This is a genomic window from Methylobacterium sp. WSM2598 (genome assembly GCF_000379105.1).
In the GTDB taxonomy this organism is placed as follows: Bacteria; Pseudomonadota; Alphaproteobacteria; order Rhizobiales; family Beijerinckiaceae; genus Methylobacterium.
Window position 1 is genome coordinate 1,691,330 of the sequence record NZ_KB900609.1, and the last position, 24,099, is coordinate 1,715,428.

The 24,099-nt window shown below is 70.8% G+C and carries 20 protein-coding genes, 1 tRNA gene and 1 pseudogene; 12 read left to right on the forward strand and 10 right to left on the reverse strand.

Going from position 1 to position 24,099, the window contains the following annotated elements:
* Positions 1-113: 113 nt before the first annotated feature.
* Both MET2598_RS0107915 and MET2598_RS0107920 read right to left on the reverse strand, forming a co-directional pair.
* Positions 114-2,078 (reverse strand): L,D-transpeptidase family protein, encoded by a 1,965-nt coding sequence (locus MET2598_RS0107915; RefSeq protein ID WP_020493642.1) that lies wholly within the window; start codon positions 2,076-2,078, stop codon positions 114-116.
* 180 nt (positions 2,079-2,258) lie between these two features.
* Positions 2,259-3,746, reverse strand: coding sequence for a sigma-54-dependent transcriptional regulator (locus MET2598_RS0107920; protein ID WP_012332955.1), 1,488 nt, complete (start codon positions 3,744-3,746; stop codon positions 2,259-2,261).
* 275 nt (positions 3,747-4,021) lie between these two features.
* On the opposite strand from MET2598_RS0107920, the gene MET2598_RS0107925 reads away from it, so the two are divergent.
* From MET2598_RS0107925 to MET2598_RS0107965, 9 genes are all read left to right on the forward strand, one after another.
* Positions 4,022-5,872 (forward strand): M3 family oligoendopeptidase, encoded by a 1,851-nt coding sequence (locus MET2598_RS0107925; RefSeq protein ID WP_026190586.1) that lies wholly within the window; start codon positions 4,022-4,024, stop codon positions 5,870-5,872.
* 373 nt (positions 5,873-6,245) lie between these two features.
* Positions 6,246-6,557 carry a metal-sensitive transcriptional regulator gene (locus MET2598_RS0107930; RefSeq protein ID WP_012332953.1) on the forward strand — a complete coding sequence of 104 codons (312 nt, stop codon included), beginning with the start codon at positions 6,246-6,248 and terminating at the stop codon, positions 6,555-6,557.
* An 89-nt stretch (positions 6,558-6,646) separates the two neighbouring features.
* Positions 6,647-8,014 (forward strand): ABC1 kinase family protein, encoded by a 1,368-nt coding sequence (locus MET2598_RS0107935; RefSeq protein ID WP_018260457.1) that lies wholly within the window; start codon positions 6,647-6,649, stop codon positions 8,012-8,014.
* Positions 8,015-8,149: 135 nt separating this feature from the next.
* Positions 8,150-8,443 (forward strand): aa3-type cytochrome c oxidase subunit IV, encoded by a 294-nt coding sequence (locus MET2598_RS0107940; protein WP_018260458.1) that lies wholly within the window; start codon positions 8,150-8,152, stop codon positions 8,441-8,443.
* Between the two features lie 216 nt (positions 8,444-8,659).
* On the forward strand, positions 8,660-9,799 hold the full coding sequence (locus MET2598_RS0107945) for a Re/Si-specific NAD(P)(+) transhydrogenase subunit alpha (RefSeq protein WP_018260459.1): 1,140 nt from the start codon (positions 8,660-8,662) through the stop codon (positions 9,797-9,799).
* Between the two features lie 17 nt (positions 9,800-9,816).
* Positions 9,817-10,266, forward strand: a complete 450-nt coding sequence (locus MET2598_RS0107950) for a proton-translocating transhydrogenase family protein (protein ID WP_012332949.1) — start codon at positions 9,817-9,819, stop codon at positions 10,264-10,266.
* A 4-nt stretch (positions 10,267-10,270) separates the two neighbouring features.
* Positions 10,271-11,668, forward strand: coding sequence for an NAD(P)(+) transhydrogenase (Re/Si-specific) subunit beta (locus MET2598_RS0107955; protein ID WP_012332948.1), 1,398 nt, complete (start codon positions 10,271-10,273; stop codon positions 11,666-11,668).
* Positions 11,669-11,984: 316 nt separating this feature from the next.
* Positions 11,985-13,778: a single-stranded-DNA-specific exonuclease RecJ gene (gene recJ, locus MET2598_RS0107960; RefSeq protein WP_012332947.1), complete on the forward strand. Its 1,794-nt coding sequence runs from the start codon at positions 11,985-11,987 to the stop codon at positions 13,776-13,778.
* A gap of 82 nt (positions 13,779-13,860) precedes the next feature.
* A tRNA-Tyr gene (locus MET2598_RS0107965) sits at positions 13,861-13,945 on the forward strand.
* Between the two features lie 280 nt (positions 13,946-14,225).
* Here the strand turns inward: MET2598_RS0107965 and MET2598_RS0107970 are convergent.
* Both MET2598_RS0107970 and MET2598_RS0107975 read right to left on the reverse strand, forming a co-directional pair.
* The gene (locus tag MET2598_RS0107970; protein WP_026190587.1) at positions 14,226-15,284 is read right to left on the reverse strand and encodes an asparaginase; all 1,059 of its coding nucleotides are present in this window, start codon (positions 15,282-15,284) and stop codon (positions 14,226-14,228) included.
* Between the two features lie 178 nt (positions 15,285-15,462).
* Positions 15,463-16,059: a hypothetical protein gene (locus MET2598_RS0107975; protein ID WP_018260461.1), complete on the reverse strand. Its 597-nt coding sequence runs from the start codon at positions 16,057-16,059 to the stop codon at positions 15,463-15,465.
* A 132-nt stretch (positions 16,060-16,191) separates the two neighbouring features.
* Between MET2598_RS0107975 and MET2598_RS0107980 the strand changes: the two genes are divergently transcribed.
* Together MET2598_RS0107980 and MET2598_RS0107985 are read left to right on the forward strand one after the other, a co-directional pair.
* A complete protein-coding gene (locus MET2598_RS0107980) occupies positions 16,192-16,662 on the forward strand; it encodes a (2Fe-2S)-binding protein (protein WP_012332944.1) in 471 nt (156 codons plus the stop codon).
* Positions 16,663-16,673: 11 nt separating this feature from the next.
* Positions 16,674-18,896 carry a xanthine dehydrogenase family protein molybdopterin-binding subunit gene (locus MET2598_RS0107985; protein ID WP_018260462.1) on the forward strand — a complete coding sequence of 741 codons (2,223 nt, stop codon included), beginning with the start codon at positions 16,674-16,676 and terminating at the stop codon, positions 18,894-18,896.
* A 317-nt stretch (positions 18,897-19,213) separates the two neighbouring features.
* On the opposite strand, the gene MET2598_RS0107990 is transcribed toward MET2598_RS0107985, so the two are convergent.
* A complete protein-coding gene (locus MET2598_RS0107990; RefSeq protein WP_026190588.1) occupies positions 19,214-20,227 on the reverse strand; it encodes an NAD(P)H-binding protein in 1,014 nt (337 codons plus the stop codon).
* A gap of 71 nt (positions 20,228-20,298) precedes the next feature.
* Positions 20,299-20,601: a hypothetical protein gene (locus tag MET2598_RS42665; RefSeq protein WP_018260464.1), complete on the reverse strand. Its 303-nt coding sequence runs from the start codon at positions 20,599-20,601 to the stop codon at positions 20,299-20,301.
* A gap of 202 nt (positions 20,602-20,803) precedes the next feature.
* Between MET2598_RS42665 and MET2598_RS40835 the strand changes: the two are divergent.
* Positions 20,804-21,017, forward strand: a pseudogene (locus MET2598_RS40835) (IS256 family transposase); the annotation flags it as partial.
* Positions 21,018-21,449: 432 nt separating this feature from the next.
* Here the strand turns inward: MET2598_RS40835 and MET2598_RS36135 are convergent.
* The 4 genes from MET2598_RS36135 to MET2598_RS0108015 all read right to left on the reverse strand — a co-directional run bounded on the left by MET2598_RS36135 (position 21,450) and on the right by MET2598_RS0108015 (position 24,045).
* Positions 21,450-21,782: a hypothetical protein gene (locus tag MET2598_RS36135; protein WP_157182103.1), complete on the reverse strand. Its 333-nt coding sequence runs from the start codon at positions 21,780-21,782 to the stop codon at positions 21,450-21,452.
* 53 nt (positions 21,783-21,835) lie between these two features.
* Positions 21,836-22,762, reverse strand: coding sequence for a ribokinase (locus tag MET2598_RS0108005; protein WP_018260466.1), 927 nt, complete (start codon positions 22,760-22,762; stop codon positions 21,836-21,838).
* Between the two features lie 20 nt (positions 22,763-22,782).
* Positions 22,783-23,229 carry a ribose 5-phosphate isomerase B gene (rpiB, locus tag MET2598_RS0108010; protein ID WP_012332940.1) on the reverse strand — a complete coding sequence of 149 codons (447 nt, stop codon included), beginning with the start codon at positions 23,227-23,229 and terminating at the stop codon, positions 22,783-22,785.
* Between the two features lie 75 nt (positions 23,230-23,304).
* Positions 23,305-24,045, reverse strand: coding sequence for a transporter substrate-binding domain-containing protein (locus MET2598_RS0108015; RefSeq protein ID WP_085984610.1), 741 nt, complete (start codon positions 24,043-24,045; stop codon positions 23,305-23,307).
* Between the last annotated feature and the right edge of the window lie 54 nt (positions 24,046-24,099).

Here is a 24,099-nt window from a genome sequence, read left to right on the forward strand (position 1 = left end):
GGTGAACGCAGGGTTACCCATAACCGTGAACGGACGGTTACCGGCGCCCCGCGCCGCATTGGTCGCGAGGGGTAAGGCTTAACCGTGGCGAAAATCGGCCGGGGCGCGGGACCTCACCACCAGCCCGACGAGGGGGGCGCCGGGGGCGGCGCGAAGTCGTCGGGGGCCGGCTGGACGACCCGCGGATCCGCGGTGACGAGGGGCCGGCTGCGCCGGGGTGCCTGGGTGGCGACCCGGGGCGCGGGCGCCGCGAGGCGCGGGGCGTGCGCGTCCCGGACCGGCCGGGCGTCGCGCGCCGGAGCCGGCGCCTGCGCGGGCAGCGCCCGGACCTTCGCCTTCTCCTTCTCCCGCTTCAGGGCCTCCGGCGAGGGCGGCAGCGCCTCGTTCGAGAGGCCGAGCGCCACCTTCACGCGGGCATTGATGCCGTAGAGGTCCTCGGCCTCGCGCAGGCCGCCCGCCTCGTCGGCGACGAGGGTGAAGTAGGCGAGGTGGACCGGGAGCTTCTCGGGCAGCATGACGGTGCGCTCGCCCTTGCCGATCAGCTTCTTCAGCCGCTCGGTCGGCCAGGTCGGGCCGAGCACCACCTCGGCGAAGCGGAACGGATCGTCCACCCGCACGCAGCCGTGGCTGAGCGCCCGGGCGCCGCGCGCGAAGAGCGTGCGGTTGGGCGTGTCGTGCAGGTAGACCGCGTGCTCGTTCGGGAACATGAACTTGATGAAGCCGAGGGCGTTGCGCTCGCCCGGCGGCTGGCGCACCGCGATGCTGTTGCCCTTGCGCACGACCTGGTAGCCGAGGCGCGCCGCGTAGCTCGGGTCGCGGGCGAGCCGCGGCAGGAACTCGTTCTTGAGGATCGAGGGCGGCACGTTCCAGGACGGATTGACCACCGCGTAGCTCATCTCGCCCGAGAAGATCGGGGTCGGCGAATCGGGCTTGCCGACGATGACCCGCGCCTCGTCGACGACGCGGCCGCCCTCCATCACCCGCACCTTGAGGTCGGGGATGTTGACCCAGACGTATTTCCGCCCGAGCTCGGCCGGCAGCCAGCGCCAGCGCTCCATGTTGGCGAGGAGGTCGGCCTCCTGCCGCCCGGGCGACGGGCCGGCCAGCGCCGCGACGGTGCGCGGATCGAGGATGCCGGTCGCGGCGAGGCCGCGCTCGCGCTGGAAGCGTTCGATGGCGCCGGCCACGGCCGCATCGTAGGCGGTGGCGTCGTCGGCGCTGCCGAGCCCGAACCGGGCCCGGATCAGCGGCACGCGGGCGTCGCGCATGCCGGGCTTGAGCACCGGCCCCTTCGGCAGCCGCACCATCGGCGCCGCGCCGCCGGGCTGGCGGGCGCGCAGGGCCGCGAGCCGCGCCTTCAGGGCGAGGTAGCCGGGCTGGGCCGGGTTGTAGGCGTGCAGGAGCGCGTCCGCGCCGGCCCCGGCCGTGGCGAGTTTCGGCAGCACCGCGTCGGCGAGGGGCAGGTCGAGCTTCGGCGTGATCAGGCGCGACAGGCGCGGCGGGTCGAGGCGCCCGCCGCGGGCGTCCCGCGCGTAGAGGGCGGCGGCGGCCGAGAGCCGAAGCTCCGCGTCGGCGAGGTCCGCCGGGCTCGCCGTCGGCACGCCGAGGGCCGGCACCGGGTAGTCCAGGGGATCGAGCCCGTCCTCCGCGGCGGCGCCGAGCCGCGCGATCACCGCCCTGGCGGCCTCCGTCCAGGCGCGATCGACGATCCAGATCGGCTTGAACGCTCCGAGCGCGTAGAAGGCCTGCAGCGCCTCCCGCTCCCTGCGGCCGAAGCGGCGCAGGAGCGTCAGGTTCGGCTCCGCGAGCTTGGTGGCGATCGCCGCCGCGACCGGATCGTCCGGGAGCGGCGGCTTGGCGGCCTCGACGGCCGGCGCCTCGGGGGCGGGCGCCGGGGCGACGGGCGCCTCGGCGGCGGGTGCCGGGGCGGCGGGCGCCGGGGCGGCGGGCGCCGCCGGCGTGGCCGCGGCGGGCGCGGTCGCCGGTTGGGACGCGTCCTGGGCCCGCGCGCCGGCGAGGCCCGCGGCTCCCGCCATCAGCACCGCGAGGAGCGCGGCGGCCCTGCGCCTGGGGAGCATGCTCATCTCCTGGAGCGCGTGGCCAGCCCCCCGGCCGCGCGAAGTCGTCTCAACCGACACTTAAGCTAACGGACGCCCCCGAACAGGGCGTGCCCTCGCACACATGCCACTCGGTCCCGGTATGGAACACTCGTGCGGCGCCAGAAAGGCGCTGCGGTGCCGGAAAGGCGCCCCCGGGTGTCAGGCCGCGTCCTCCGCCTTGTCCTCGTCGATCCCGAGATCCTTGAGCTTGCGGTAGAGGGTCGAGCGGCCGATGCCGAGGCGGCGGGAGACCTCGGACATCCGCCCGCGGTAGAATTGCAGGGCGTAGCGGATGATCTCGCCCTCCAGCCCCTCCATGGTCTTCATCTCCCCGGTCTCCTCGGCGACGAGGGAGATCGCGTGCGGATCGCGCACTTCGACCCGGACGATCTCGCGCAGGGGCGCCGCGCTCGCCACCGCCTCCGGCAGGCTCGGGGCGGCGGGGATGCGCACCTCGAAACCGTCGACCTGGGCGGCGATCTGCGGGAACTCCGCCACGGTGAGTTCGTCGCCGTCGGCCAGGACCACGGCGCGGAAGAGCGCGTTCTCGAGCTGGCGGACGTTGCCGGGCCACTCGTAGCGGGTGAGCAGCGCCATCGCCTCGGCGGTGATGCCCCGCACCCGCTTGCCCTCCTCGGCGGCGAAGCGCGCGCAGAAGGAGCGGGCGAGGTCCGGGATGTCCTCCCGGCGCGCCCGCAGGGGCGGCAGCGTCATCGGGAAGACGTTGAGCCGGTAGTAGAGGTCCTCGCGGAACCTCCCCTGCTTCACGAGGTCGAGCAGCGAGCGGTTGGTGGCGGAGATCAGCCTGATGTCGACCCGCACGCTCTTGCGCCCGCCGACCGGGTCGACCTCGCCCTCCTGCAGGGCGCGCAGCAGCTTCACCTGGGCGTCGAGGGGCAATTCGCCGATCTCGTCGAGAAACAGGGTGCCGCCCGACGCTTCCACGAACTTGCCGACATGGCGCTCGGTGGCCCCCGTGAACGCCCCCTTCTCGTGGCCGAACAGCGTCGATTCGACGAGGTTGTCGGGGATCGCCCCGCAATTGACCGTGACGAAGGGCTTGCCCCTGCGCTCGCCCGAGCCCTGGATGGCGCGGGCCAGCACCTCCTTGCCGACGCCCGACTCGCCCTCGATCAGCACCGGGATGTTCGACTTCGCGGCCCGCTCGGCGAGCCGGATCACCCGCCCCATGTCGGGGCTCTTCGAGGTCAGGTCCTTGAAGCTCAGCGCCCCCGAGGCCCGGCGCCGCATGCGCCGGATCTCGTCCTGGAGCTGGTCCACCTGGAGGGCGTTCTTGATCGAGACCTGCAGGCGCTCGGCGCCCGCGGGCTTGACCACGAAGTCGGTCGCGCCCGCGCGCATCGCCGTGACCACGGCGTCGATCGAGCCGTTCGCGGTCTGGACGATCACCGGGACGTCGAGCCCGGCCTTGCGCATCTCGGCCAGCACGCCGAGGCCGTCGAGGCCGCCCGGCATGACGAGGTCGAGGAGCACCACGTCGACGCGGGTGTCGGGCGCGCGCAGGACCGCGAGCGCGGCCTCGCCGCCCTCCGCCACGGCGGCCTCGAAGCCCAGGCGCCGCACCATCGCCTCGGCGAGGCGACGCTGCACCGGATCATCATCGACGATGAGCACCGTGGTCGACATCCGGGTCCTTTCGGGTTCTGCGACGACGGCGGGTCCCGGCGGAGCCTCGGCCCGACCGCCCGCCCGAGCGAATCGCGTGGTTGTTTCGTTTCGAGCCGGATGCTCGCCCACAACCGTAAAGTGGCGCTTAACGCCAACAAACCGTTGCCGTTGCGACACGCCGGGCGGCCCCCCGGGCCCGTTCACCCGATTGGGAGGAGCGCTCGGTTGATCGCGGGGGCGAGGCTGCCGATATGACGGCGTTGTCTGTGAGAACCCTGAGAGGACGCGAAGCCATGTCGACCCGAGCCGCGGTGCCGTCGGAAGGTTCCTTGAGCACGGCCCAGGCGACGGCCCGCGCCGTCGATCTCGGGCCGCTGCCGGAGTGGGACCTCTCGGATCTCTACGCGGGCCTCGACGACCCGGCCTTCGCCCGCGACCTCGCCCGCGCCGAGGCGGAGTGCCGGAGCTTCGCCGAGACCTATCGGGGCCGCGTCGCCGCGCTGGCGGCCGGGGAGGGCGCCGCCGACCAGCTCGGCACGGCGGTGGCCGCCTACGAGGCCATCGAGGACCTCATGGGCCGGCTGATTTCCTTCGCGGGCCTCGTCTATTCGGGCAACACGACCGACCCCGTCCGCGCCAAGTTCTACGGCGACACCCAGGAGCGCCTGACCGCCGCGTCGAGCGACCTCCTGTTCTTCACGCTCGAACTGAACCGGGTGCCGGACGCGGACATCGACGCCGCCGCCGCCCTGCCGCCGCTCGCCCGCTACCGGCCCTGGCTGGAGGATATTCGCCGCGAGAAGCCCCACCAGCTCTCCGACGACCTCGAGAAGCTGCTGCTGGAGAAGTCGGTGACCGGCCGGTCGGCCTGGAACCGGCTCTTCGACGAGACCATCGCCTCGCTGCGCTTCCCCCTGCGCGGCGAGCAGCTGACCCTGGAGCCGACCCTCAACAAGCTCCAGGACGCCGACGAGGGCCTGCGCCGCGACGCCGCCGAGGCCCTGAGCGGGGTGTTCCGGGCGAACCTGCGCGTCTTCACCCTGATCACCAACACGCTCGCCAAGGACAAGGAGATCTCGGACCGCTGGCGGCGCTTCGGCGACGTGGCGGATTCGCGCCACCTCGCCAACCGCGTCGAGCCCGAGGTGGTGGCCGCCCTGGTCGAGGCGGTGACGGCGGCCTATCCGCGCCTCTCGCACCGCTACTACCGGCTGAAGGCCCGCTGGTTCCAGCGCGACAGCCTCGCCTACTGGGACCGCAACGCGCCCCTGCCGAAGGTCGAGCAGCGCACGATTCCCTGGGCCGAGGCCCGCGAGACCGTGCTCTCCGCCTACGGCGCCTTCTCGCCCCGGATGGCCGAGATCGCCCGCACCTTCTTCGAGGGCGGCTGGATCGACGCGCCGGTGCGCCCCGGCAAGGCCCCGGGCGCCTTCGCGCACCCGACCGTGCCCTCCGCCCATCCCTACGTGCTGGTGAACTACCAGGGCAAGCCGCGCGACGTGATGACCCTCGCCCACGAACTCGGGCACGGCGTCCACCAGGTGCTGGCGGCCGGGAACGGCGCCCTGATGGCCCCGACCCCGCTGACGCTCGCCGAGACCGCGAGCGTGTTCGGCGAGATGCTGACCTTCCGCCGCGTCCTCGACGCCACCCGGGAGCCGCATCAGCGCCGGGCGCTCCTCGCCGCCAAGGTGGAGGACATGATCAACACGGTGGTGCGCCAGATCGCCTTCTACGTCTTCGAGCGCCGGCTCCACCTCGCGCGCCGGGACGGCGAACTCACGGCCGAGCAGATCTGCGCGCTGTGGATGTCGGTCCAGGCCGAGAGCCTCGGGCCGGCGATCCGCCTCGACGAGGGCTACGAGCCGTTCTGGGCCTACATCCCGCACTTCATCCACTCGCCGTTCTACGTCTACGCCTACGCCTTCGGCGATTGCCTGGTGAACTCCCTGTACGGGGTCTACCAGCGAGCCGAGGAGGGCTTCGTCGCGCGCTACTTCGCGCTGCTCTCGGCCGGCGGCACCAAGCCCTACGGCGAACTCCTGGCGCCCTTCGGGCTCGATGCCCGCGACCCCTCCTTCTGGCAGATCGGCCTCTCGATGATCGAGGGCATGATCGCCGAGCTCGAAGCCATGGAGGCGTGAGGCGCCCCCGCCGCGAGAACATGATTGCCGCTTTTTCCCTAAATCGGGAGATAATGCGCGGCGGCCGCGTTATAACAGGGCAGGGCCTCGACGGACTCCAGGGCCGAGCTCGGTCGCGAAACCGGGGCTGGAATCTGCGCGGCGGGGGGACTAGGTCGTTCGGAGCAGGCCGGAATGGGCCGCCGATCTGTCTCCGGTTGGGCACGGGTGCGGAAATACTTGGCGACGCCCTCCAAATGGTCTTGACCGCGAGGGGCCGAATGGAGGATCGGAGTCTTCCGTAGAGACAGAACGGCGGTCGTCCCTGCGAACGCGAATGGTCACGCCCCGCTCTCCTCGCCTGCGGGCCGCGGACGAACCGGATCGGACCACCATGGATTACACGTATCAGGACGGGCGCCTTCAGATCCGTCGCACCGACGACGAGAAACGACCGATCCTGCAGCGCCTGAAGCGGATCGAGGGCCAGGTGCGCGGGCTCCAGGCCATGGTCACCGAGGACCGCTACTGCCTGGACGAGGTCCAGCAGATGAACGCGATCACGGCGGCCGTGCGCGAGGCGGCGCTCCAGCTCATCAGCGACCACCTCGATGCGTCCGTGAACTACGCGGTGCGCAGCAACGACCGCGACGGGGCGGTGGAGGAGATGATCCGCGTCCTGCGCAGCGCCCTGCGCCAATCCTGACGGGCCGGTGCGACCTTCCCGCCCGGTGGCCTAGCGGGACCGGGGCGGGGGCTTATCTGAGAGCCGTCCAGCGCGTCCCGAGCCCCTGCATGTCCGCCTCCGATACCGAAGCCAACCGCTTCTCCGCCCGCGCCGCCCGCTACGCCCGGGTCGGCGCCAATATGGGGGGCGTGGCGGCCCGGATGGCCGGTGCGCGCCTCCTCGGCCTCAAGGGCGAGGACCTGTCGAACGCCGCCGCCCTCGCCCAAGCGCTCGGCGGCCTCAAGGGCCCGATCATGAAGGTGGCGCAGCTCCTCGCCACCGTGCCGGACCTGCTGCCGCCCGAATACGCCCAGGAGCTGCAGAAGCTGCAATCCGAGGCGCCCCCGATGGGGGCGGCCTTCGTGAAGCGCCGCATGGCCGCGGAGCTCGGCCCCGACTGGCAGGGCCGCTTCGCGAGCTTCGACCTGCGGCCCGCCGCGGCCGCCTCCCTGGGCCAGGTCCACCGCGCGGTGAGCCGCGAGGGCGAGGCCCTCGCCTGCAAGCTGCAGTATCCAGACATGCAATCCGCCGTGGAGGCGGACCTGAAGCAGCTCGAAATGGCCTTCGCGCTGCACCGGCGCCTGCGCGTGGCCATCGACACCCGCGAGATCGCCAAGGAGATCGGCGACCGGGTGCGCGAGGAGCTCGACTACCAGCGCGAGGCCAAGCACGCCGCCCTCTACGCCGAGGTGCTGCGCGACATGCCGAACGTGCGGGTGCCGGTGGCACATCCGGCCCTCTCGACGAAGCGCCTGCTGACCCTCGGCTGGCTCGATGGCGAGAAGATCCTGACCTACGCGCAGGCGCCCCTCGACATCCGCAACCGCCTCGCCCACGCGATGTTCAAGGCGTGGTGGCATCCCTTCAGCCGCGCCGCGGTGATCCACGGCGATCCGCACCTGGGCAATTACACGGTCTTCTCGGAAGGGGGCGAGCCGGCGGGCATCAACCTGCTCGATTACGGCTGCATCCGGATCTTCCATCCCCGCTTCGTCGGCGGCGTGGTCGACCTCTACCGGGGCCTGCTGCACGGCGACCAGGACCGCATCGTCCACGCCTACGAGAGCTGGGGCTTCAAGCGGCTGAACCGCGAGCTGATCGACATCCTCAACATCTGGGCGAAGTTCATCTACGGCCCGCTGCTGGAGGACCGGGTGCGCACGGTGGCGGACGGGGTGAAGCCCGGCGAGTACGGCCGGCGCCAAGCCTTCGAGGTCCACCGCGCCCTCAAGGATCGCGGCCCGGTGACGGTGCCGCGCGAATTCGTGTTCATGGACCGGGCGGCGGTCGGGCTCGGCGCCGTCTTCCTGCACCTGCGCTCCGAGCTGAACTATCACCGCCTGTTCGAGGCCGAGATCGACCGCTTCTCCCTCGACGACCTCGCCTCGCGGCAGAGGGTGGTGCTCGACGCGGCCGGCCTGCCGCTGCCGGCGTGAGGGGCCCGGCTCCCGCCGGGCCCGGGACCGCCTCACCCGAATGGCGAGGGTGCCCTTCGCCCATCGCGCATTGCGGCGACCCTGACCATGCGCTAAAGCGCGACCAAACATCCAAGAAGACCGGGGCCCCGCAGCATGGCTAGCACCAACCACGCCTCCAACGACGCCTACGGTCCCTCGATGGACGGCTCCACCCACGAGGCGACCTATCGCGGCTTCGTGCGCTTCGTGGAGATCGCCACCACCGTGGTGATCTGCTGGGTGCTCTCGCTCGCCATCGGCGGCGTGCGCGAGGCGTGGCTCACCGCGATCTTCGGCGTCGTGATCTCGGGCGTGGCCGGCGCCGTCGGGGCCCTCGCCCCGGCCCTCGGCTGGCGCGCGCCGGCCGCCGTGGCGGTGCTGCTGGCGATTTTGCTCGCGCTCTACTGACGCCCCGCACCGAGTTCGGACGACACCGGGCCGCCGCCTCGCGACGAGGCGGCGGCCTTTACCATTGTGCGACACCGTCTCTGCCGCTTTCAAACCCGATGAAAATCCACTAGAGGCGATCTTAGCGGGAGGAATCAGCTTCACGGTTGTGTGGGTCTCCCCTCGGTGCCGGCGTCGCCGGCGGCCGCTCTCCACACGCGACCGAAGGGTGGATGGATGCGGATCGCGGTGCTATCGGAGACCGACCCGGCGGAGCCGCGCGTCGCGGCGATCCCCGAGACGGTCAAGAAATTCAAAGCTCTCGGCGCCGACGTGACGGTCCAGGCCGGGGCGGGGGGCAGGGCGGGGCTTCCCGACGGCGAGTTCGAGGCCGCCGGCGCCACGATCGCGCCGGACGCGGCCGCCGCCGCGCGGGACGCCGACATCGTGCTGCGGGTGCGCAGGCCCGCCGCCGAGGAGCTGCCGGTTCTCAGGCGCGGCTCCCTCGTGGTCGGCATCATGGATCCCTACGGCCACGAGGCCGAGGTGAAGGCCATGGCGGATGCGGGCGTCGCCGCCATCGCCATGGAGCTGATGCCGCGCATCACCCGCGCCCAGGTCATGGACGTCCTGTCGAGCCAGGCCAACCTCGCCGGCTACCGGGCGGTGGTCGACGGCGCCGCCGTCTACGGCCGGGCGCTGCCCATGATGATGACCGCCGCCGGCACCGTGCCGGCCGCCCGCATCTTCGTGATGGGGGCGGGCGTCGCGGGCCTGCAGGCGATCGCTACGGCCCGGCGCATGGGCGCCGTCGTCACCGCGACCGACGTGCGGCCCGCCGCCAAGGAGCAGGTCGAATCCCTCGGCGCCAAGTTCGTCGCGGTCGAGGACGAGGAGTTCAAGCAGGCCGAGACCGCGGGCGGCTACGCCAAGGAGATGTCGGCCGAGTACCGCCGCAAGCAGGCCGAGCTGGTGGCGAGCCACATCGCCAAGCAGGACATCGTCATCACCACGGCGCTGATCCCGGGCCGCCCGGCCCCGCGCCTCGTCACCGCCGACATGATCGCCTCCATGCGGCCCGGGGCGGTGCTGGTCGACCTCGCCATCGAGCGCGGCGGCAACGTGGAGGGCGCCAGGGCCGACGAGATCGTCGAGACCCCGAACGGCGTGAAGATCGTGGCCTACGCCAACGTGCCGGGCCGCCTCGCCGCCACCTCGTCGAGCCTCTACGCACGCAACCTCTACGCCTTCGTCGAGACCCTGATCGACAAGGCTTCGAAGAGCCTCGCCGTGAAGTGGGACGACGAACTCGTCAAGGCGACCTGCCTGACGCGCGACGGCGCCGTCGTCCACCCGAACTTCCAGCCCAAAGCCTGATCCTCGCGGAGACCGTCATGGCCACGCTTCCCCCAGACCAGGCGGCCGAGCAGGCGCGCGCGGCGGCCGCCGCCGCCCGCACCGCCGCCGACATCGCCGCCAAGGCCGCCGACCAGGCCCAGGCCATCGCCGACGCGGCCGGCCACGGCATCGCCGCCGCCACCCACGGTGCGGTCGACCCGACCGTGTTCCGCCTCGCCATCTTCGTGCTGGCGATCTTCGTCGGCTACTACGTGGTGTGGTCGGTGACCCCGGCCCTTCACACCCCGCTCATGTCCGTCACCAACGCGATCTCCTCGGTGATCGTGGTCGGCGCGCTCCTCGCGGTGGGCGTCCCGCTCGTCGAGAAGGGCACCGGCGTCGCACGCTTCTTCGGCTTCCTCGGCCTCGTCTTCGCGAGCGTGAACATCTTCGGCGGATTCCTCGTCACCCAACGCATGCTCGCCATGTACAAGAAGAAGGCGTGACGCGATGTCGGAGAACGTATCGTCTCTTCTCTACATCGTCGCCGGCGTCCTGTTCATCATGGCGCTGCGGGGCCTCTCGCACCCGACCACGTCGCGGCAGGGCAACCTGTACGGCATGATCGGCATGGGCATCGCGATCCTGACCACGCTGATCGGCCATCCGCCGGCGGGGATCGGGGCGTGGTTCCTGGTGCTGCTCGGCCTCGGGATCGGCGGCGGCGCCGGCGCGGTGATCGCCCGGCGCGTGCCGATGACGGCGATGCCGCAGCTCGTCGCGGCCTTCCACTCGCTCGTCGGCCTCGCGGCCGTGGCGGTGGCGGCGGGCGCCCTCTACGCGCCCCAGGCCTTCGGCATCCTGGAAGGCGGCCACATCCACAAGCAATCCCTGTTCGAGATGGGGCTCGGCGTCGCCATCGGCGCCATCACCTTCACGGGCTCGGTGATCGCCTTCCTGAAGCTCGACGGACGGATGTCGGGCAAGCCGATCATGCTGCCGCAGCGGCACGCGATCAACATCGCGCTCGGCCTCCTGCTGCTCGGCCTCCTCGCCGCCTTCATCGGCGGCGAGAGCAAGGTCGTGTTCTGGCTGATCGTGCTCCTGTCCTTCGCGCTGGGCGGGCTCCTGATCATCCCGATCGGCGGCGCCGACATGCCGGTCGTCGTCTCGATGCTCAACTCCTACTCGGGCTGGGCGGCCGCGGGCATCGGCTTCACGCTGGGCAACCTCGCGCTGATCATCACCGGGTCGCTGGTCGGCTCGTCGGGTGCGATCCTGTCCTACATCATGTGCCACGCGATGAACCGCTCGTTCATCTCGGTCATCCTCGGCGGCTTCGGCGGGGACAGCGCCGCGGCGGCCGGCGGCAAGGTCGAGACGCGGCCGGTCAAGCAGGGCTCGGCCGACGACGCGGCCTTCATCATGAAGAACGCCGAGAAGGTCATCATCGTGCCGGGCTACGGCATGGCGGTGGCCCAGGCCCAGCACGCCCTGCGCGAGATGGCCGACCAGCTCAAGAAGGAGGGCGTCGAGGTCAAGTACGCCATCCACCCGGTGGCGGGCCGCATGCCGGGCCACATGAACGTGCTGCTCGCCGAGGCCAACGTCCCCTACGACGAGGTCTTCGAGCTGGAGGACATCAACGGCGAGTTCCCGCAGGCCGACGTGGCCTTCGTGATCGGCGCCAACGACGTCACCAACCCGGCCGCCAAGACCGATCCGCAATCGCCGATCTACGGCATGCCGATCCTCGACGTGGAGAAGGCCAAGACCGTGCTGTTCATCAAGCGCGGCATGGGCTCGGGCTACGCGGGCGTCGAGAACGAGGTCTTCTTCCGCGACAACACCATGATGCTGTTCGGCGACGCCAAGAAGGTGGTCGACGACATCGTCAAGAACATGTGAGACGCGATCCGCTTGATCGACGCGGATCGCGTATCCCAAGCCTGCGCGGCGCCTGAGCGAAGCCCAAATCCGCCATCCCGAAGGGATCAAGCGGATTTGGTATGACAAGCCCGCGCGGCGCCTGAGCAAAGCCGACATCCGCATCGCGAAGCGATCAACCGGATGTCATGTGAGCCGGCGCCGCGCGCCGCGCCGACCGGGAAGCGGGGCCTCGCGCCCCGCTTTCGCGTTTCCGGGACCTGCCGCGCGCATCGCGCCGCGCGAGTGTCGCGCCGCGGCGGCAGCCGGGCCGGGCGAATCCCGCTAGACTGGTCCGGTGACAGCCCTGATCGACCTTCCCCGCCCGCTCCTCGACGTCCACCGCTCGGTGCTCGGCCGGCCCTGGCGCGAGCGCTGCGCGGACGGCCCGCCCCAGCAGGCGGCCGCGACCATCGCCCAGAGCCACGGCCTGCCGGAGGTGCTGGCGCGGGTGCTGGCCGGGCGGGGCGTCGCGCCGCGGGACGTGCCGCTCTTCCTGGAGCCGCGCCTGCGCGACCTGATGCCGGACCCGGCCGTGCTCCTCGACATGGAGGCGGCCGCCGACCGGCTCGCCCACGCGGTGCTGCGGCGCGAGAAGGTCGCGATCTTCGGCGATTACGACGTCGACGGCGCGGCGAGCGCCGCGCTCCTCGCCGGCGCCCTGCGCGACCTCGGCGTGCCGTACCGGCTCCACATCCCGGACCGGATCACCGAGGGCTACGGGCCGAACGTCGAGGCGGTGCGCGTGCTGGCCGGGGAGGGCGCGCGCCTCCTCGTCACGGTCGATTGCGGCACGGCCGGCCACGCGCCCCTGGCCGAGGCGGCGCGGCTCGGGCTCGACGTGATCGTCCTCGACCATCACGGCGCGCCCGAATCCCTGCCGCCCGCCCGGGCGGTGGTGAATCCGAACCGGCTCGACGACCTCTCGGGCCTCGGCCACCTCTGCGCGGCCGGGGTGGTGTTCCTCACCCTCGTGGCCCTCAAGCGCCGGCTGCGCCGCGACGGCGTCGACCTGCCCGACCTGATGACCGGGCTCGACCTCGTGGCCCTCGCCACCGTGGCGGACGTGGTGCCGCTCGCCGGGCTCAACCGGGCCTTCGTGCGCCAGGGGCTCGCGGTGATGCGGGGCCGCGGGCGCCTCGGCCTCGCGGCCCTCCTCGACGCGGCCGGCCTCGGGGAGCCGCCCCAGGCCTGGCATCTCGGCTTCCTGGTCGGGCCGCGCATCAATGCGGGCGGGCGCATCGGCGACGCGACGCTCGGCGCGCGCCTCCTCCTCTGCGAGGACCCGATCGAGGCGGCCGGCATCGCCGCGCAGCTGGATCAGCTCAACCGCGAGCGGCAGGCGATCGAGGCCGCCGCCGTGGCCGAGGCCGAGGCGCTGACGGCCCTTCGCCTGGAGCGCGAGCCCGACCAGGCGGTCATCGTGACCGGCAGCCCCGACTGGCATCCGGGGGTGGTCGGGCTGATCGCGGCGCGCCTCAAGGAGCGCTTCGGCCGCCCGGCCTTCGCCTTCGCCCTGCGCCAGGACGGCAGCGCGACCGGGTCGGGCCGCTCCATCGTCGGCGCCGATCTCGGGCGGGCGGTGCGCCGCGCCGTCGAGTGCGGCCTCGCCGCCAAGGGCGGGGGCCACGCCATGGCGGCGGGCGTCACCATCGCTGCCGTCGACCTCGACCGGTTCCGCGACGCGCTTGCCCGGGACCTCGCCGCGTCGGTGGGCGAGGCGCGCGCCGCCGAGGCGCTGCTGATCGACGGGACGCTGTCGGCCGGCGGCGTGCAGCCCGACCTGATCGCCGCCCTGGAGCGCGCCGGACCCTTCGGCCAGGGCGCGCCCGAGCCGGTCTTCGCGCTGGCCCGCCACCGCGTCGCCGACGCGCGGATGGTCGGCACCGGGCACGTGAAGGTGCAGCTGCGCGGGCGCGACGGCGTCACGGTCCCGGCCATCGCCTTCCGGGCCGCCGAGGGGCCGCTGGGCCGGTTCCTGCTGCGGGGCATCGGCCGCGACATCCACGCCGCGGGCACGCTCGCCCGCGACCGCTGGCGGGGCAGCGAGCGCGTCCAGCTCCGCCTGTGCGACGCCGCCGAGGCGACCTGAGGTGCTTGACAGGCACAGGGGGGCTCCACCATAAGGACCGCCGTCGACGCCGCGCGCGCCGACCTCGCGGCCTCGCCGCGATGGGGGAATGTCCCGAGCGGCAAAGGGGGCGGACTGTAAATCCGCTGGCTATGCCTTCGTAGGTTCGAGTCCTACTTCCCCCACCATCCATCCTCGTCAAATTCAGGTTTTCCAGCTGCGCCGGAGACTGGCGCGAGCTCGGACACGCAGCTGAATTTCGGCGTTGTGCTGCACTTTCCCTGAGGCCCGCAAACAGCCCCTGCAACCCCGCCGTCTCGGCCCGATCGCCCGCTCCTCGACCGCAGCGTCCGCGCGCGCCGGACCCCGCGCGCCGCGCGAGAGACGGATCTTGAAAAGCGCCTTTCCGGAAGGCGCCCCACGACCGGCCGCAATCAGCCGGCCGTGCCTGGCCAGAACAGCCGCCGCCTACTTGTCGAAGAAAGCCTGCAGCTTCTTCTGATCTTTGGCGGTCGGCAGGGCCAACATGGTAAGAACGCGGGCCTTATCGCCGGAGAGGTCGCCCGCGAAAACTGCACCGACGCTCTGAAGCGTTTTGCCTCCACCCTTGAAGCCGTATACCGGCAGCGCGCGTCCGTTTTCGACCTTCGTCGCCACCACGACAGGAACGCCCTTATCGACTGCGTACTTGATGGCGTCGAGCATGGCCTCGTTCATGTTACCCCAGCCATAAGCTTCAACGACGACGGCCTCAGCCCCCGTGTCAGCCGCGTGTCGCACATAGCTGCCGTCCGCCCCGGCATACATCGCGAGCAGATCGACCCGCGGCAGCCGCTCAGGGAGATCAACGTTCTGCCGACGAGGGCCCGTGTAGTAGTACACGACCTTGTCCTCGTCGACGTAGCCGAGAGCACCCACATCTCCGGATGTGAAGGTCTGAACATTGCTGGTGTGGGTTTTCCGAGCGTAGCGGGCGGCGTTGATGTAACTGTTCATCGTGATCGTCACGCCCTTGCCCCTCGAGTCCTCGGCCAGGACCTGCCGGACCGCATTCAGGAGGTTCCGCGGGCCATCGGTGTCCCAGTCGGAGGCGTTCCGCTGTGCGCCGACCGCGACCACCGGCTTATCGCTCTTGAGCGTCAGGTCCAGGAAGTAGGCGGTCTGGTCGAGGGTGTCCGTCCCATGCGAGATGACGACGCCTTTGACGGTCGGGTCGGCAAGGACCTCCTCGACTTTCTTGGTCAGGTTAGGCCAGCGATCCGGACCCATGTAGTCGCTTGGAATGTTGCTGAATTCCACGACTCGGATATTTGCGATCTCCTTCAGATGCGGTACGGCTGCGACAAGATCCTCGCCGGAGACAGCAGGAACCGGCGCATGCGAGACGGGATCAAGCTTCATCGCAATAGTGCCGCCTGTTGCCACCACGGCGACAGTAGGACGATCTTGTGCAAATGCTGGCGTGATCGAGAGCGTGCCAGCCACAATCAAACTCTGGAATGCACGCTGCGACGGTAGGTGCCTCATCGGGCTTCCTCCCTTTGATTCTCGGAGCTACGGAACGATCGGCTACAATGGAGGCGCTACTCCGCTCCCTCCGGCCGCACTCCTTCTGAGGTGCGCCCGCCCCGGCCGCTCACCTGCACCTCGGTCGCCGGCCTCCGCCCGCGGCTCCAACCGCGGATTTCGAGAGAGTCGGAGAGACCTATGGCGTGCGGCCCGGCGGCAGGATCATTGCCGTGTCTGGGTCTGAAACGTCGCCCTCCTGCTGCTGCTCGATCCTGAGTTTCGCCGCGATCTCCGGCGTCTTGCCGTTCGCGAGATCGCGCTCGGCCGCCACCTGCGCGTCGCGGGCCTGCTCGGCATTCATCTCACCCCGTACGACCGCCTGCGCGAGGTTGAGGGACAGGATGGTTTCGGCTTCACTGGCGCCGAAGGCGGTGAGCGTGCCCCGGGTCCGGTCGGGAATGACGCTGCCGTTGAACGTCGCCAGCGCGCTGTAGAGGTTCAGCGGCACCTTGTAGGGCAGGCTCTGCTCCAGCACGTCCTGGTGCTTGATCGGGAAGTCGTGCTCCGCCCCGACCTTGTGCACGACCGTGCGGATCCACGGGCCGTTCCGGTGCCAGATCAGCAGGGTCGCGGTCTGCTCCTGGGGTGGGCCGTACTTCGCCACGATCGCGTCCGCGGCCGCCCGTGAGGCTGCGGGCCAGTCCTTCGCCGGCCGCTCCTCGGCGCCAACCCGTCCCGCCGCCACGGCGAGGGCCAGCGCGGCAATGAGATGGACGCGCTTTGGAGACCGCATCGACGCTCCCTCCCGCCAAGTCCAGACCGGGGGCGCGGCTCTGACGAACGATGCCCGCCACCCGATCGCCTTGCCTCGAAACTGCACCAGATACAGGCAGGCGAGACCACAATGGTTCCAGGGAGACGCCCCATGGCCCACCAGATGTCTCTCACTGTGAACGGGCGCGCTGCGCCCGTGAGCGTCGATGACCCGGACACGCCGCTGCTCTACGTGCTCCGGGACGACCTTGGCCTGCACGGACCGCGGTTCGGCTGCGGGCTCGGCCAATGCGGGGCCTGCACGGTCCACGTCGACGGGCGAGCCGTGCGGTCCTGCATCACTCCGGTGTCGAGCCTCAAGCCCGAGGCCAGGATCGTCACCCTCGAGGGGCTCGGCTCGCCGGAGACGCCGCATCCGGTGCAGGCCGCCTTCATCGCCGAGCAGGCCGCGCAGTGCGGCTACTGCATCAACGGCATGATCATGCAGTCGGCAGCCCTGCTGAACCAGAACCGCAAGCCCGACGAGGCCGCGATCCGGCAGGCCCTGGCGGGCAATCTCTGCCGCTGCGGCAGCCACCTGCGGATCGTGCGCGCGGTCCAGCGCGCTGCCCAGTCGCTCTGAGGGAGGCCGTCATGAACGCACCCGTGTTCTCGCGCCGTGCCCTGTTGCAGGGTGGCGCGCTCGTGGTCGGCTTCTCCCTCGCGGGCCGCTCCGCGCTGGCGCAGACCGCTGCCTCGGTCGCTACGAATGGCTTCTCGAAAGCCATCGCGCCGGACCAGGTCGACAGCTTCCTGGCACTCGGGCGCGACGGTCGGGCGACGATCTTCTCCGGCAAGGTCGATCTCGGCACCGGGATCGAGACCGCGATGGCGCAGATCGCCGCCGAGGAGCTCGACCTGCCGCTCGACCACGTCACCGTCGTGCAGGGCGATACCGCGCTCACCCCCGACCAGGGACCAACCTACGGCAGCCTCTCGATCCAGAAGGGCGGCGTCGAGATCCGGCACGCTGCGGCCACCGCCCGCGCTCGCCTCGTCCAACTCGCGAGCGAGCGGCTCGGTGCACCGGTCGACGCGCTCGTGACCGAGAACGGCGGTGTGAGGCCGAAGGCGGGGGGCACCGGCGTCTCCTACGCGGACCTCCTGAGGGACGGGCGCTTCGAGACCAAAGTCGACCCGGCCATCACCACGAAGGACCCGGCGCACTTCGCGCTCGTCGGCAAGTCGGTGCCGCGGCTCGACATCCCCGAGAAGATGACCGGCCGCTTCACCTACATGCAGGATTTCCGCGTGCCCGGCATGGTGCACGCCCGCGTGGTCCGTCCGCCGGCGATCGGGGCGACGCTCGAGGGCGTCGATGACGGCTCCGTGGCGGACATCCCGGGGCTGATCGAGGTCGTGCGCCGGGGCAGCTTCCTGGCCGTCGTCGCGGAACGCGAGTGGGCGGCCATCAAAGCAGCCCGTCAGCTCAAGGCCACGTGGTCCGCCTGGGAGGGCCTGCCCGCGCAGGATCGGCTCTGGGAGCACGTGCGCGCCACGAAAGTGACCAAGGACGACGTCACCAGCAGCACGGGCGACGCGGAGGCTGCGCTCGCCAGCGCGTCCAAGGTGCTCCAGGCGACCTACGACTTTGCCATCCACACGCACGGCTCGATCGGCCCCTCCTGCGCCGTGGCCGAGTTCAAGGAAGGGTTGCTGACCTGCTGGACCGCCTCGCAGATGACGCATGCGCTGCGCATGCAACTCGCAGCGATGACCGGGCTCGCGCCGGAGGCGGTGCGCTGCATCTACGTCGAGGGTTCGGGCTGCTACGGCCGCAACGGGCACGAGGACGCGGCCGGGGACGCGGCGCTGCTCGCGCGGGCCGTCGGCCGGCCGGTGCGGGTGCAATGGTCGCGGGCGGACGAGCATGGCTGGGATCCCAAAGGTCCGCCGACCCTGATCGATCTCAAGGCCGGGCTCGACGCGGCGGGCAACGTTGCCGCGTGGTCCTCACAGTTCCACGTGCCGGAAGGGGCTGCCGGCAATGTGCCGCTGGTGGCCGCGACCCTGGCGGGCCTGCCGCACGAGACCACGATGGCGCCGGGCAACGTCATTCAGAACTCGGCGCTGCCCTACGGCTTTCCGAACGTGCGCACGGTGTGTCACCGGCTCGCCGACACGCCGTTCCGCCCCTCCTGGATCCGCACGCCGGGGCGGATGCAGAACACCTTCGCCAACGAGGCCTTTCTGGACGAGTGCGCGGCGGCGGCCGGCGCCGATCCGCTGGACTACCGGTTGCGCGCCCTGAAGGACCCCCGCGGCATCGCGGTGCTCAGGCGCGTGGCCGAGCTGGCCGGCTGGCAGGCGCGGCCCTCGCCTGCGAAGGAGGACGCCAAGGCCGAGGTGTTGCGCGGCCGCGGGCTCTCCTACGTGCGCTACGAGCTCAACCGCACCTACGTGGCGGGCGTGGCCGAGGTCGAGGTCGACCGCAAGACGGGTCAGGTGCGGGTGCCGCGCTTCTTCGTGGCCCAGGATTGCGGTCAGATCATCAACCCGGACGGTGTGCGCAACCAGCTCGACGGCAACGTCATTCAGACGGTGAGCCGAGTGCTGATGGAGGAGATCACCTTCGACCGGAGCGCCGTCACGAGTCTGGACTGGGCGAGCTACCCGATCCTCAGCTTCCCGGACGTGCCGCAGGTGGTGGCCGACTTGATCGATCGGCCGACCGAGAAGCCGTGGGGCGCGGGCGAGCCGTCCGCAGCGATCGTGCCGGCGGCGATCTCGAACGCGATCTTCGACGCGACGGGCGCTCGGCTGCGGTCAGTGCCGTTCTCGCCGGCCAAGGTGAAAGCGGCCCTGCAGGGAACCTGACGCCAGGGGATCGGTGCCGGGAGAACAGGTGTCCGGACAACTCTCGGATCCGGACACTCCCGACCCGCCTCACGAGGGGCCGCTTGGGGTCCCTCTCGCCCGTTTGCGCCCGTTTCGTCCGACGTCGCCTGCAGGCTCTCGCGGTTCTGCGGAGCGGGCGCGGCCGGCGATGTCGACGCTGCGGCGCGGAGGAGCGAAGCCACGGCCCACCTCGATTTCCGTTCTCGGCGGTCGAACAGGGGTTGCCTGGCCGCGGGCGCGCTTCGGAGCCGATCCATGTCCTGAGCGAGAGCCGGCAGCCGGGCCGGGGGACGCGGTCAGAACACGGCGTGATCGCCGCGCTCGGCCTCGGCCTCGCCCCGGAGCAGGCGCGCGTAGTAGTCGAACAGCGTCTCGGACCCGGTGCTGGGCGTCGCCGCCGCGTCGTACCGGCCCGAGGCGGGATCCAGAACGAGCATCGACTCCGTGGCGTAGTAGCGCCCGATCCGCGCGAGCTCGGCCTTGTCGGCCAGCGAGGGGATCACGCGGCCGCACGCGGACAGCCCGCCGACAACGGCGTCCAGCAGAACCACCGGAACGTGCCGGAAGCGCGGGGAGTGGCCGAGCAGGGCGAACAGCGCCTCGCCCTGCTGCCGGGGCGTGATCGCCTCGCCCGGTCCGCCGATCGGGAGCACGCGGTTGCGCCGCTCGCGCTCCTCGACGCACTCGGCGAGGTAGCGGGCGAGATCGTCGTCGCTGATCGGCTTGCAGGCTGTGAGCGCGCCGTCGCCGAACAGCAGCCACGGCCTGCCCCGCCTGACGCGCTCGACCTGCCCGGAGAGCGACTTGAAGAAGGCGGTGGGTCTGACGATCGTGTAGTCGGTCCCCGAGGCGATCAGGGCGCGCTCGAAGGCCAGCTTGGCCTGCTGAAACGCGAGCAGCGGCTTCTGCACGCAGATCGCCGAGAGCAGGACCATGTGCCCGATGCCGGACGTCCTGGCCGCGGCCAGCAGCGCCAGATGGGCGTCGTGATCGATCGCCCAGGCGTCGCGTGGGCGCCCGGTGCGCGAGGCCAGGCACGAGACCAGCGTGTCGAAGGGCTCGCCGCGCAGGCCGTCATGCGCGAGCGAGGCAGGATCGGTCACGTTGCCGAACCGGACGGCGGCGCCCGCGGGCAGCCCGAGGCGCACGGCAGCATCCGACCCGGGCGACCGGCCGGGGCGGGGCCTGACGAAGCAGACCACGTCGTGACCGCGCGCCGCGAGAGCCCGCGCGGTGGCGCGACCGATCGTGCCCGTCGCGCCGACGAGGAAGACCCGCCGCCCGCGATGGCCGGAGGACGCTTGAGCCATAATTGCCCCCACGATTGCCGCCGCCACCATAACGCCGTCCGGCACCGCCGCGGGCCGCCACGTCCTGGGTCTCAGGCGGCGAGCAGCGGGAACGTGACCCCGAGGTCCCAGGCGAAGGCGACCGCGTTGGTGAGCCCGCCGTGCCCCGTCCGGCGGCAGGCCCAGGTGCCGAGCACCCCGTAGATCAGGAACGGGACCACGATCGCCGGGTCGAGGACGGCGCGATCATCGCGCAGCGTGTCGAGTTCGCGCAGCCGCCGCCGTACGGCCGCGTGCGCGTCCTCGGGCAACGCCTGCCGCCCCGGCCAAGCCCGGCCGACCCGACTGAACGGATCGGCGTGCGGGCACGGCGGCACGCGGTGGGCGTGCCGCATCGCGTGGGTCTCGTTTTGCGCCGCGCGCGATGGCGGAGACCTGATTGCGCGGCGCCACGAGCCGGCGCAGCCGCTCGGTCGCCGCGTCCGGCGTCCAGACCTCCGCACCTCGTGCTCCCGGTGCCTCTGTCCCGGATGGTCGCACCATACGCCAGGACCTGCGTCCCGGCCGAACCGCGGCACCGCCATCGTCACACCGGTTACGAACCCGCTGGCGTGCCCCAACGGCGAGATCAAATGCCGGGCCGAGGTGGCCGGCACTTTCGCAGCGAGGCCGCCATCGCCCGCCTCGTCGGCGCAATCCTGCTCGAACAGAACGACGAAGGGCCGTCCAGCGCGCCCGCTCCATCTCCCTGGAACGCATCGCCCCGATCAGCGATGACCCCCTCGTCAACCTGCCGACCCCGGCAGCTTGATCAGACCGGCCCCAACCGGTGACCGTGGTGGCCGCGCCGCAGCGACGCCACGCCAGGGGACACGATCCATGGCCGTCCCCCGCTCCCTTCGCCAGGCAGGGCAAGTGTCGCGGATCCAGGGCAGTGCCGGTGCTTGTGCCGCGGACGCGAGTGTCGTTCCTGCGCGTTCCTCAAGTGGGTTACCGACCAGGTTCGCTTAAACCACAAGTCGAGCCTTCAGGAGCAGCCATGCGGGCGTACTGAGAAGGGTCTATTTGTGCTTTTGGTAGAGCTCGATCAATCTCTCGCATGATCCAGCGTTTGAGGCGAAGCTTCTGGGATCGCGTCATCTCCGACTCCTCGCAGAGATCTGATGATCAGACCTGATGGTTAACAAGTGGTTAACCATGACAGGCTGGTGGGCGGCATGAATGGAGGAGTTCTGCTTATTGCTCAGCTTACTGCCCGGACAATCATCGTCGTCGTGCGATCGGAGGCCCTGGTCAGGAACGACAGGATCGGCCCTTCGTGCGGCGCCCGCCCGGGATCGCCGACACGCGCTTCGCCTCTGCCTAGCTGTTCGAGGCCGTGCGGCCCGCCATGGGTGAGGACGTCGCCCTCGTTCTGCCGCGCGTCTGCACGCAAGCCATGGACCGCGCCCTGGCCGGCTTCGCCGTCGCCGTTCCGCATCGGTGAGACCAGTGCGCGACTCTGGGGAGCCATCATTCCCGGTATCTTTTCAGAGAAGGAAGGCGCAAGACGCCGTGTTTCGAGCGCCTCGCGCACAGGTCTCATCCTTCGCCTGGGAGAGCTGCATCGAGACACGCGCGTCCGGATCGCTACGGCTGCAACTGGTCTGAGGTCGGCATGCCAGCCTGTGCACCTTCCGTCAGACACGCGAGCGACGCGCCGCGACACGCTCGGGCCATCGCCGTGTGCAGGGTCCGTCCCTCGTCGAGGCCTGCGGCCAGAATGCCGACGAAGGTGTCGCCCGCCCCCGTCGTGTCGACCGGCCGGACTGCTACGGCAGCCGCGGCATGGTGCGAGCCACCCGGCTCGACCGCCAGTGCTCCCTCGGCTCCCGCGGTCACCACACAGGTGAGCGGTCCAGCGAGCGCGAGCGTGGCGGCCGCTTGGCTCAGGGCGCCTTGGCTCAGTGCGCCATCCGGCGGCCCGAGCAGTCGGCTCGCTGCGCGCGCCTCGTGCTCGTTCACGACGAGCACGTCCGTCGCCGCGAGAAGCGCGCGCAATTCGACGGGAGACAGGGTTTCCGGCACGGGTGCGAGGTTCCAGATGACGCGCCCTCCCACGGCGCGGACCCGTTGCGCGGCGGATAGCGAGGCCGCGACGGGAACTTCCATCTGGAGGACGAGCGTCGCGCCGGGCACCAGCATCGCCTCGGGCAGGGCGGAGGCGGTCAGGGCCGCGTTGGCTCCGCTCGCCACCGTAATCGCGTTCTCGGCGGCCGCATCGACCGTGATGAAGGCGCACCCCGTCGGCTCCGCGCCTTGAGCGACACACGCGACGGCCACGCCGTTCGCGGCCAAGTTTTCGCGGCACATCCGGCCGAAGGGATCGTCGCCGACGCACCCGATCATGGCGACCCGCCCCGGCTCCGAGACGCGCGCGGCAGCCACCGCTTGGTTCGCCCCCTTGCCACCAAACAGCGTCGCGTAGCGCGGCGCCAGCACCGTCTCCCCAGGGCGGGGGATCGCGGCGACGCGCGCGACGAGATCGACGTTGATCGAGCCGAACACGAGGATCACCGATGCGTCCTCCGCGCGCGTCAACCTTCCGCGTCCATGGCGTGCAACTTCTCGACCCGACGGCGGAAATCCGCGTCGGTGGAGAACTCGGCCGTGAGATAGGCGGCGATCAGGTCCTTGGCGAGCCAAGGCCCCACGATCTGGGCGCCGATGCACATCACGTTGACGTCGTCGTGCTCGACGCACTGATGCGCGGAGTGGACGTCGTGGCACACGGCGGCCCGGATGCCCTTCATCTTGTTCGCCGCGATCGAGGCGCCGACGCCGGTCCCGCAGACCATCAGGCCGCGGTCAGCCTCGCCGGAGGTCACCTTGCGGGCGACCTCGCGCGCGATGTCGGGGAAGTCGACGGGATGCTCGTCGAACGAGCCGACGTCGATGAGCTCATGGCCCAGCGAGCGCACGTGGTCGATCACCGCTCCCTTGAGCATCCAGCCGGCGTGGTCCGATCCGATCACGAGTCGCATGTCACTTCGCTCCGTTGATTGCTGACCGCGGCGGGATTGCCGCCGCGATCGGAAAAGCGTGGCGGTTGTCGCGCTTCACGAGCCGCGCATCTCGGGCGGCAGCTCCGAGCCGTGGAACTTCTTGTAGATCGCGTTGAGCTTGCCGTTCTTCAGGTTCGTCTCGATCCACGCGTTGAGCTTTTCGACGAACCGGGGCTCACCCTTGCGCACGCCCATCGCGAGGTCGAACGTCGTAATCGGCACCTTTGGCTCGTAGACGCGCGACGGGTTCTTCACGCCGATCTGGTTGACGATCGTGGCCGAGGTGGCGATGCAATCCGCCTGCCCCGACACCGCCGCCGTGACCATCGTCGCATCATCGTCGTAGCGCGCCAGCCGGAGGTCGCGATCCTTCATGTTGGTGAGCGTGGTGTCCTGCGTCGTGCCGCGCGAGACCGCGATCGTCTTGCCCTTCAGGTCGGGCCAGCTCTTTGCCTCGACCGACTTGAGGCAGCCGACCACGGATTGCAGCGCCGCGTAGGGCTTGGTGAAGTCGATCACCTTCGCGCGCTCGGGCGTGACGGAGAGCGTGGAGATGATCAGATCCGCCTTGTTCGTCTGCACGTTCGGGATGCGGGTCGCCCCCGTCGTCTGCACGAATTCGAGTTCGAGGCCGAGGTCCTTGGCGAGGAGCTGTGCGGTTTCGACGTCCGAGCCGGTCGGCTTCAGATTCGCGTCGATCATGCCGGATGGCGGTATCGCGAGATCGGTGGCGACGCGGATCTTCTTGGCACTCAGCACGTCGTCGAGAAGGTCGGCATGCGCCGCGAATGGCATCGCAACGAACGCGGTAGCCGCGAGCAGCGCGGCGAGGATCGGGCGTCTCATGAT

Excerpts from the sequence above, each read along its gene's own strand:
- MET2598_RS0107955 (WP_012332948.1), top strand. The coding sequence starts at position 10,271 with ATGTCGGAGAACGTATCGTCTCTTCTCTACATCGTCGCCGGCGTCCTG.
- MET2598_RS0107925 (WP_026190586.1), top strand. The coding sequence starts at position 4,022 with ATGTCGACCCGAGCCGCGGTGCCGTCGGAAGGTTCCTTGAGCACGGCC.
- MET2598_RS0107990 (WP_026190588.1), bottom strand. The coding sequence starts at position 20,227 with ATGGCTCAAGCGTCCTCCGGCCATCGCGGGCGGCGGGTCTTCCTCGTC.
- MET2598_RS0108015 (WP_085984610.1), bottom strand. The coding sequence starts at position 24,045 with ATGCCATTCGCGGCGCATGCCGACCTTCTCGACGACGTGCTGAGTGCC.
- MET2598_RS0107915 (WP_020493642.1), bottom strand. The coding sequence starts at position 2,078 with ATGCTCCCCAGGCGCAGGGCCGCCGCGCTCCTCGCGGTGCTGATGGCG.
- MET2598_RS0107935 (WP_018260457.1), top strand. The coding sequence starts at position 6,647 with ATGTCCGCCTCCGATACCGAAGCCAACCGCTTCTCCGCCCGCGCCGCC.
- MET2598_RS0107930 (WP_012332953.1), top strand. The coding sequence starts at position 6,246 with ATGGATTACACGTATCAGGACGGGCGCCTTCAGATCCGTCGCACCGAC.
- MET2598_RS0107985 (WP_018260462.1), top strand. The coding sequence starts at position 16,674 with ATGAACGCACCCGTGTTCTCGCGCCGTGCCCTGTTGCAGGGTGGCGCG.
- MET2598_RS0107945 (WP_018260459.1), top strand. The coding sequence starts at position 8,660 with ATGCGGATCGCGGTGCTATCGGAGACCGACCCGGCGGAGCCGCGCGTC.
- MET2598_RS0107950 (WP_012332949.1), top strand. The coding sequence starts at position 9,817 with ATGGCCACGCTTCCCCCAGACCAGGCGGCCGAGCAGGCGCGCGCGGCG.
- rpiB (WP_012332940.1), bottom strand. The coding sequence starts at position 23,229 with ATGCGACTCGTGATCGGATCGGACCACGCCGGCTGGATGCTCAAGGGA.
- MET2598_RS0107980 (WP_012332944.1), top strand. The coding sequence starts at position 16,192 with ATGGCCCACCAGATGTCTCTCACTGTGAACGGGCGCGCTGCGCCCGTG.
- MET2598_RS0107975 (WP_018260461.1), bottom strand. The coding sequence starts at position 16,059 with ATGCGGTCTCCAAAGCGCGTCCATCTCATTGCCGCGCTGGCCCTCGCC.
- MET2598_RS0107970 (WP_026190587.1), bottom strand. The coding sequence starts at position 15,284 with ATGAGGCACCTACCGTCGCAGCGTGCATTCCAGAGTTTGATTGTGGCT.
- MET2598_RS0107940 (WP_018260458.1), top strand. The coding sequence starts at position 8,150 with ATGGCTAGCACCAACCACGCCTCCAACGACGCCTACGGTCCCTCGATG.
- MET2598_RS42665 (WP_018260464.1), bottom strand. The coding sequence starts at position 20,601 with ATGCGGCACGCCCACCGCGTGCCGCCGTGCCCGCACGCCGATCCGTTC.
- MET2598_RS0107920 (WP_012332955.1), bottom strand. The coding sequence starts at position 3,746 with ATGTCGACCACGGTGCTCATCGTCGATGATGATCCGGTGCAGCGTCGC.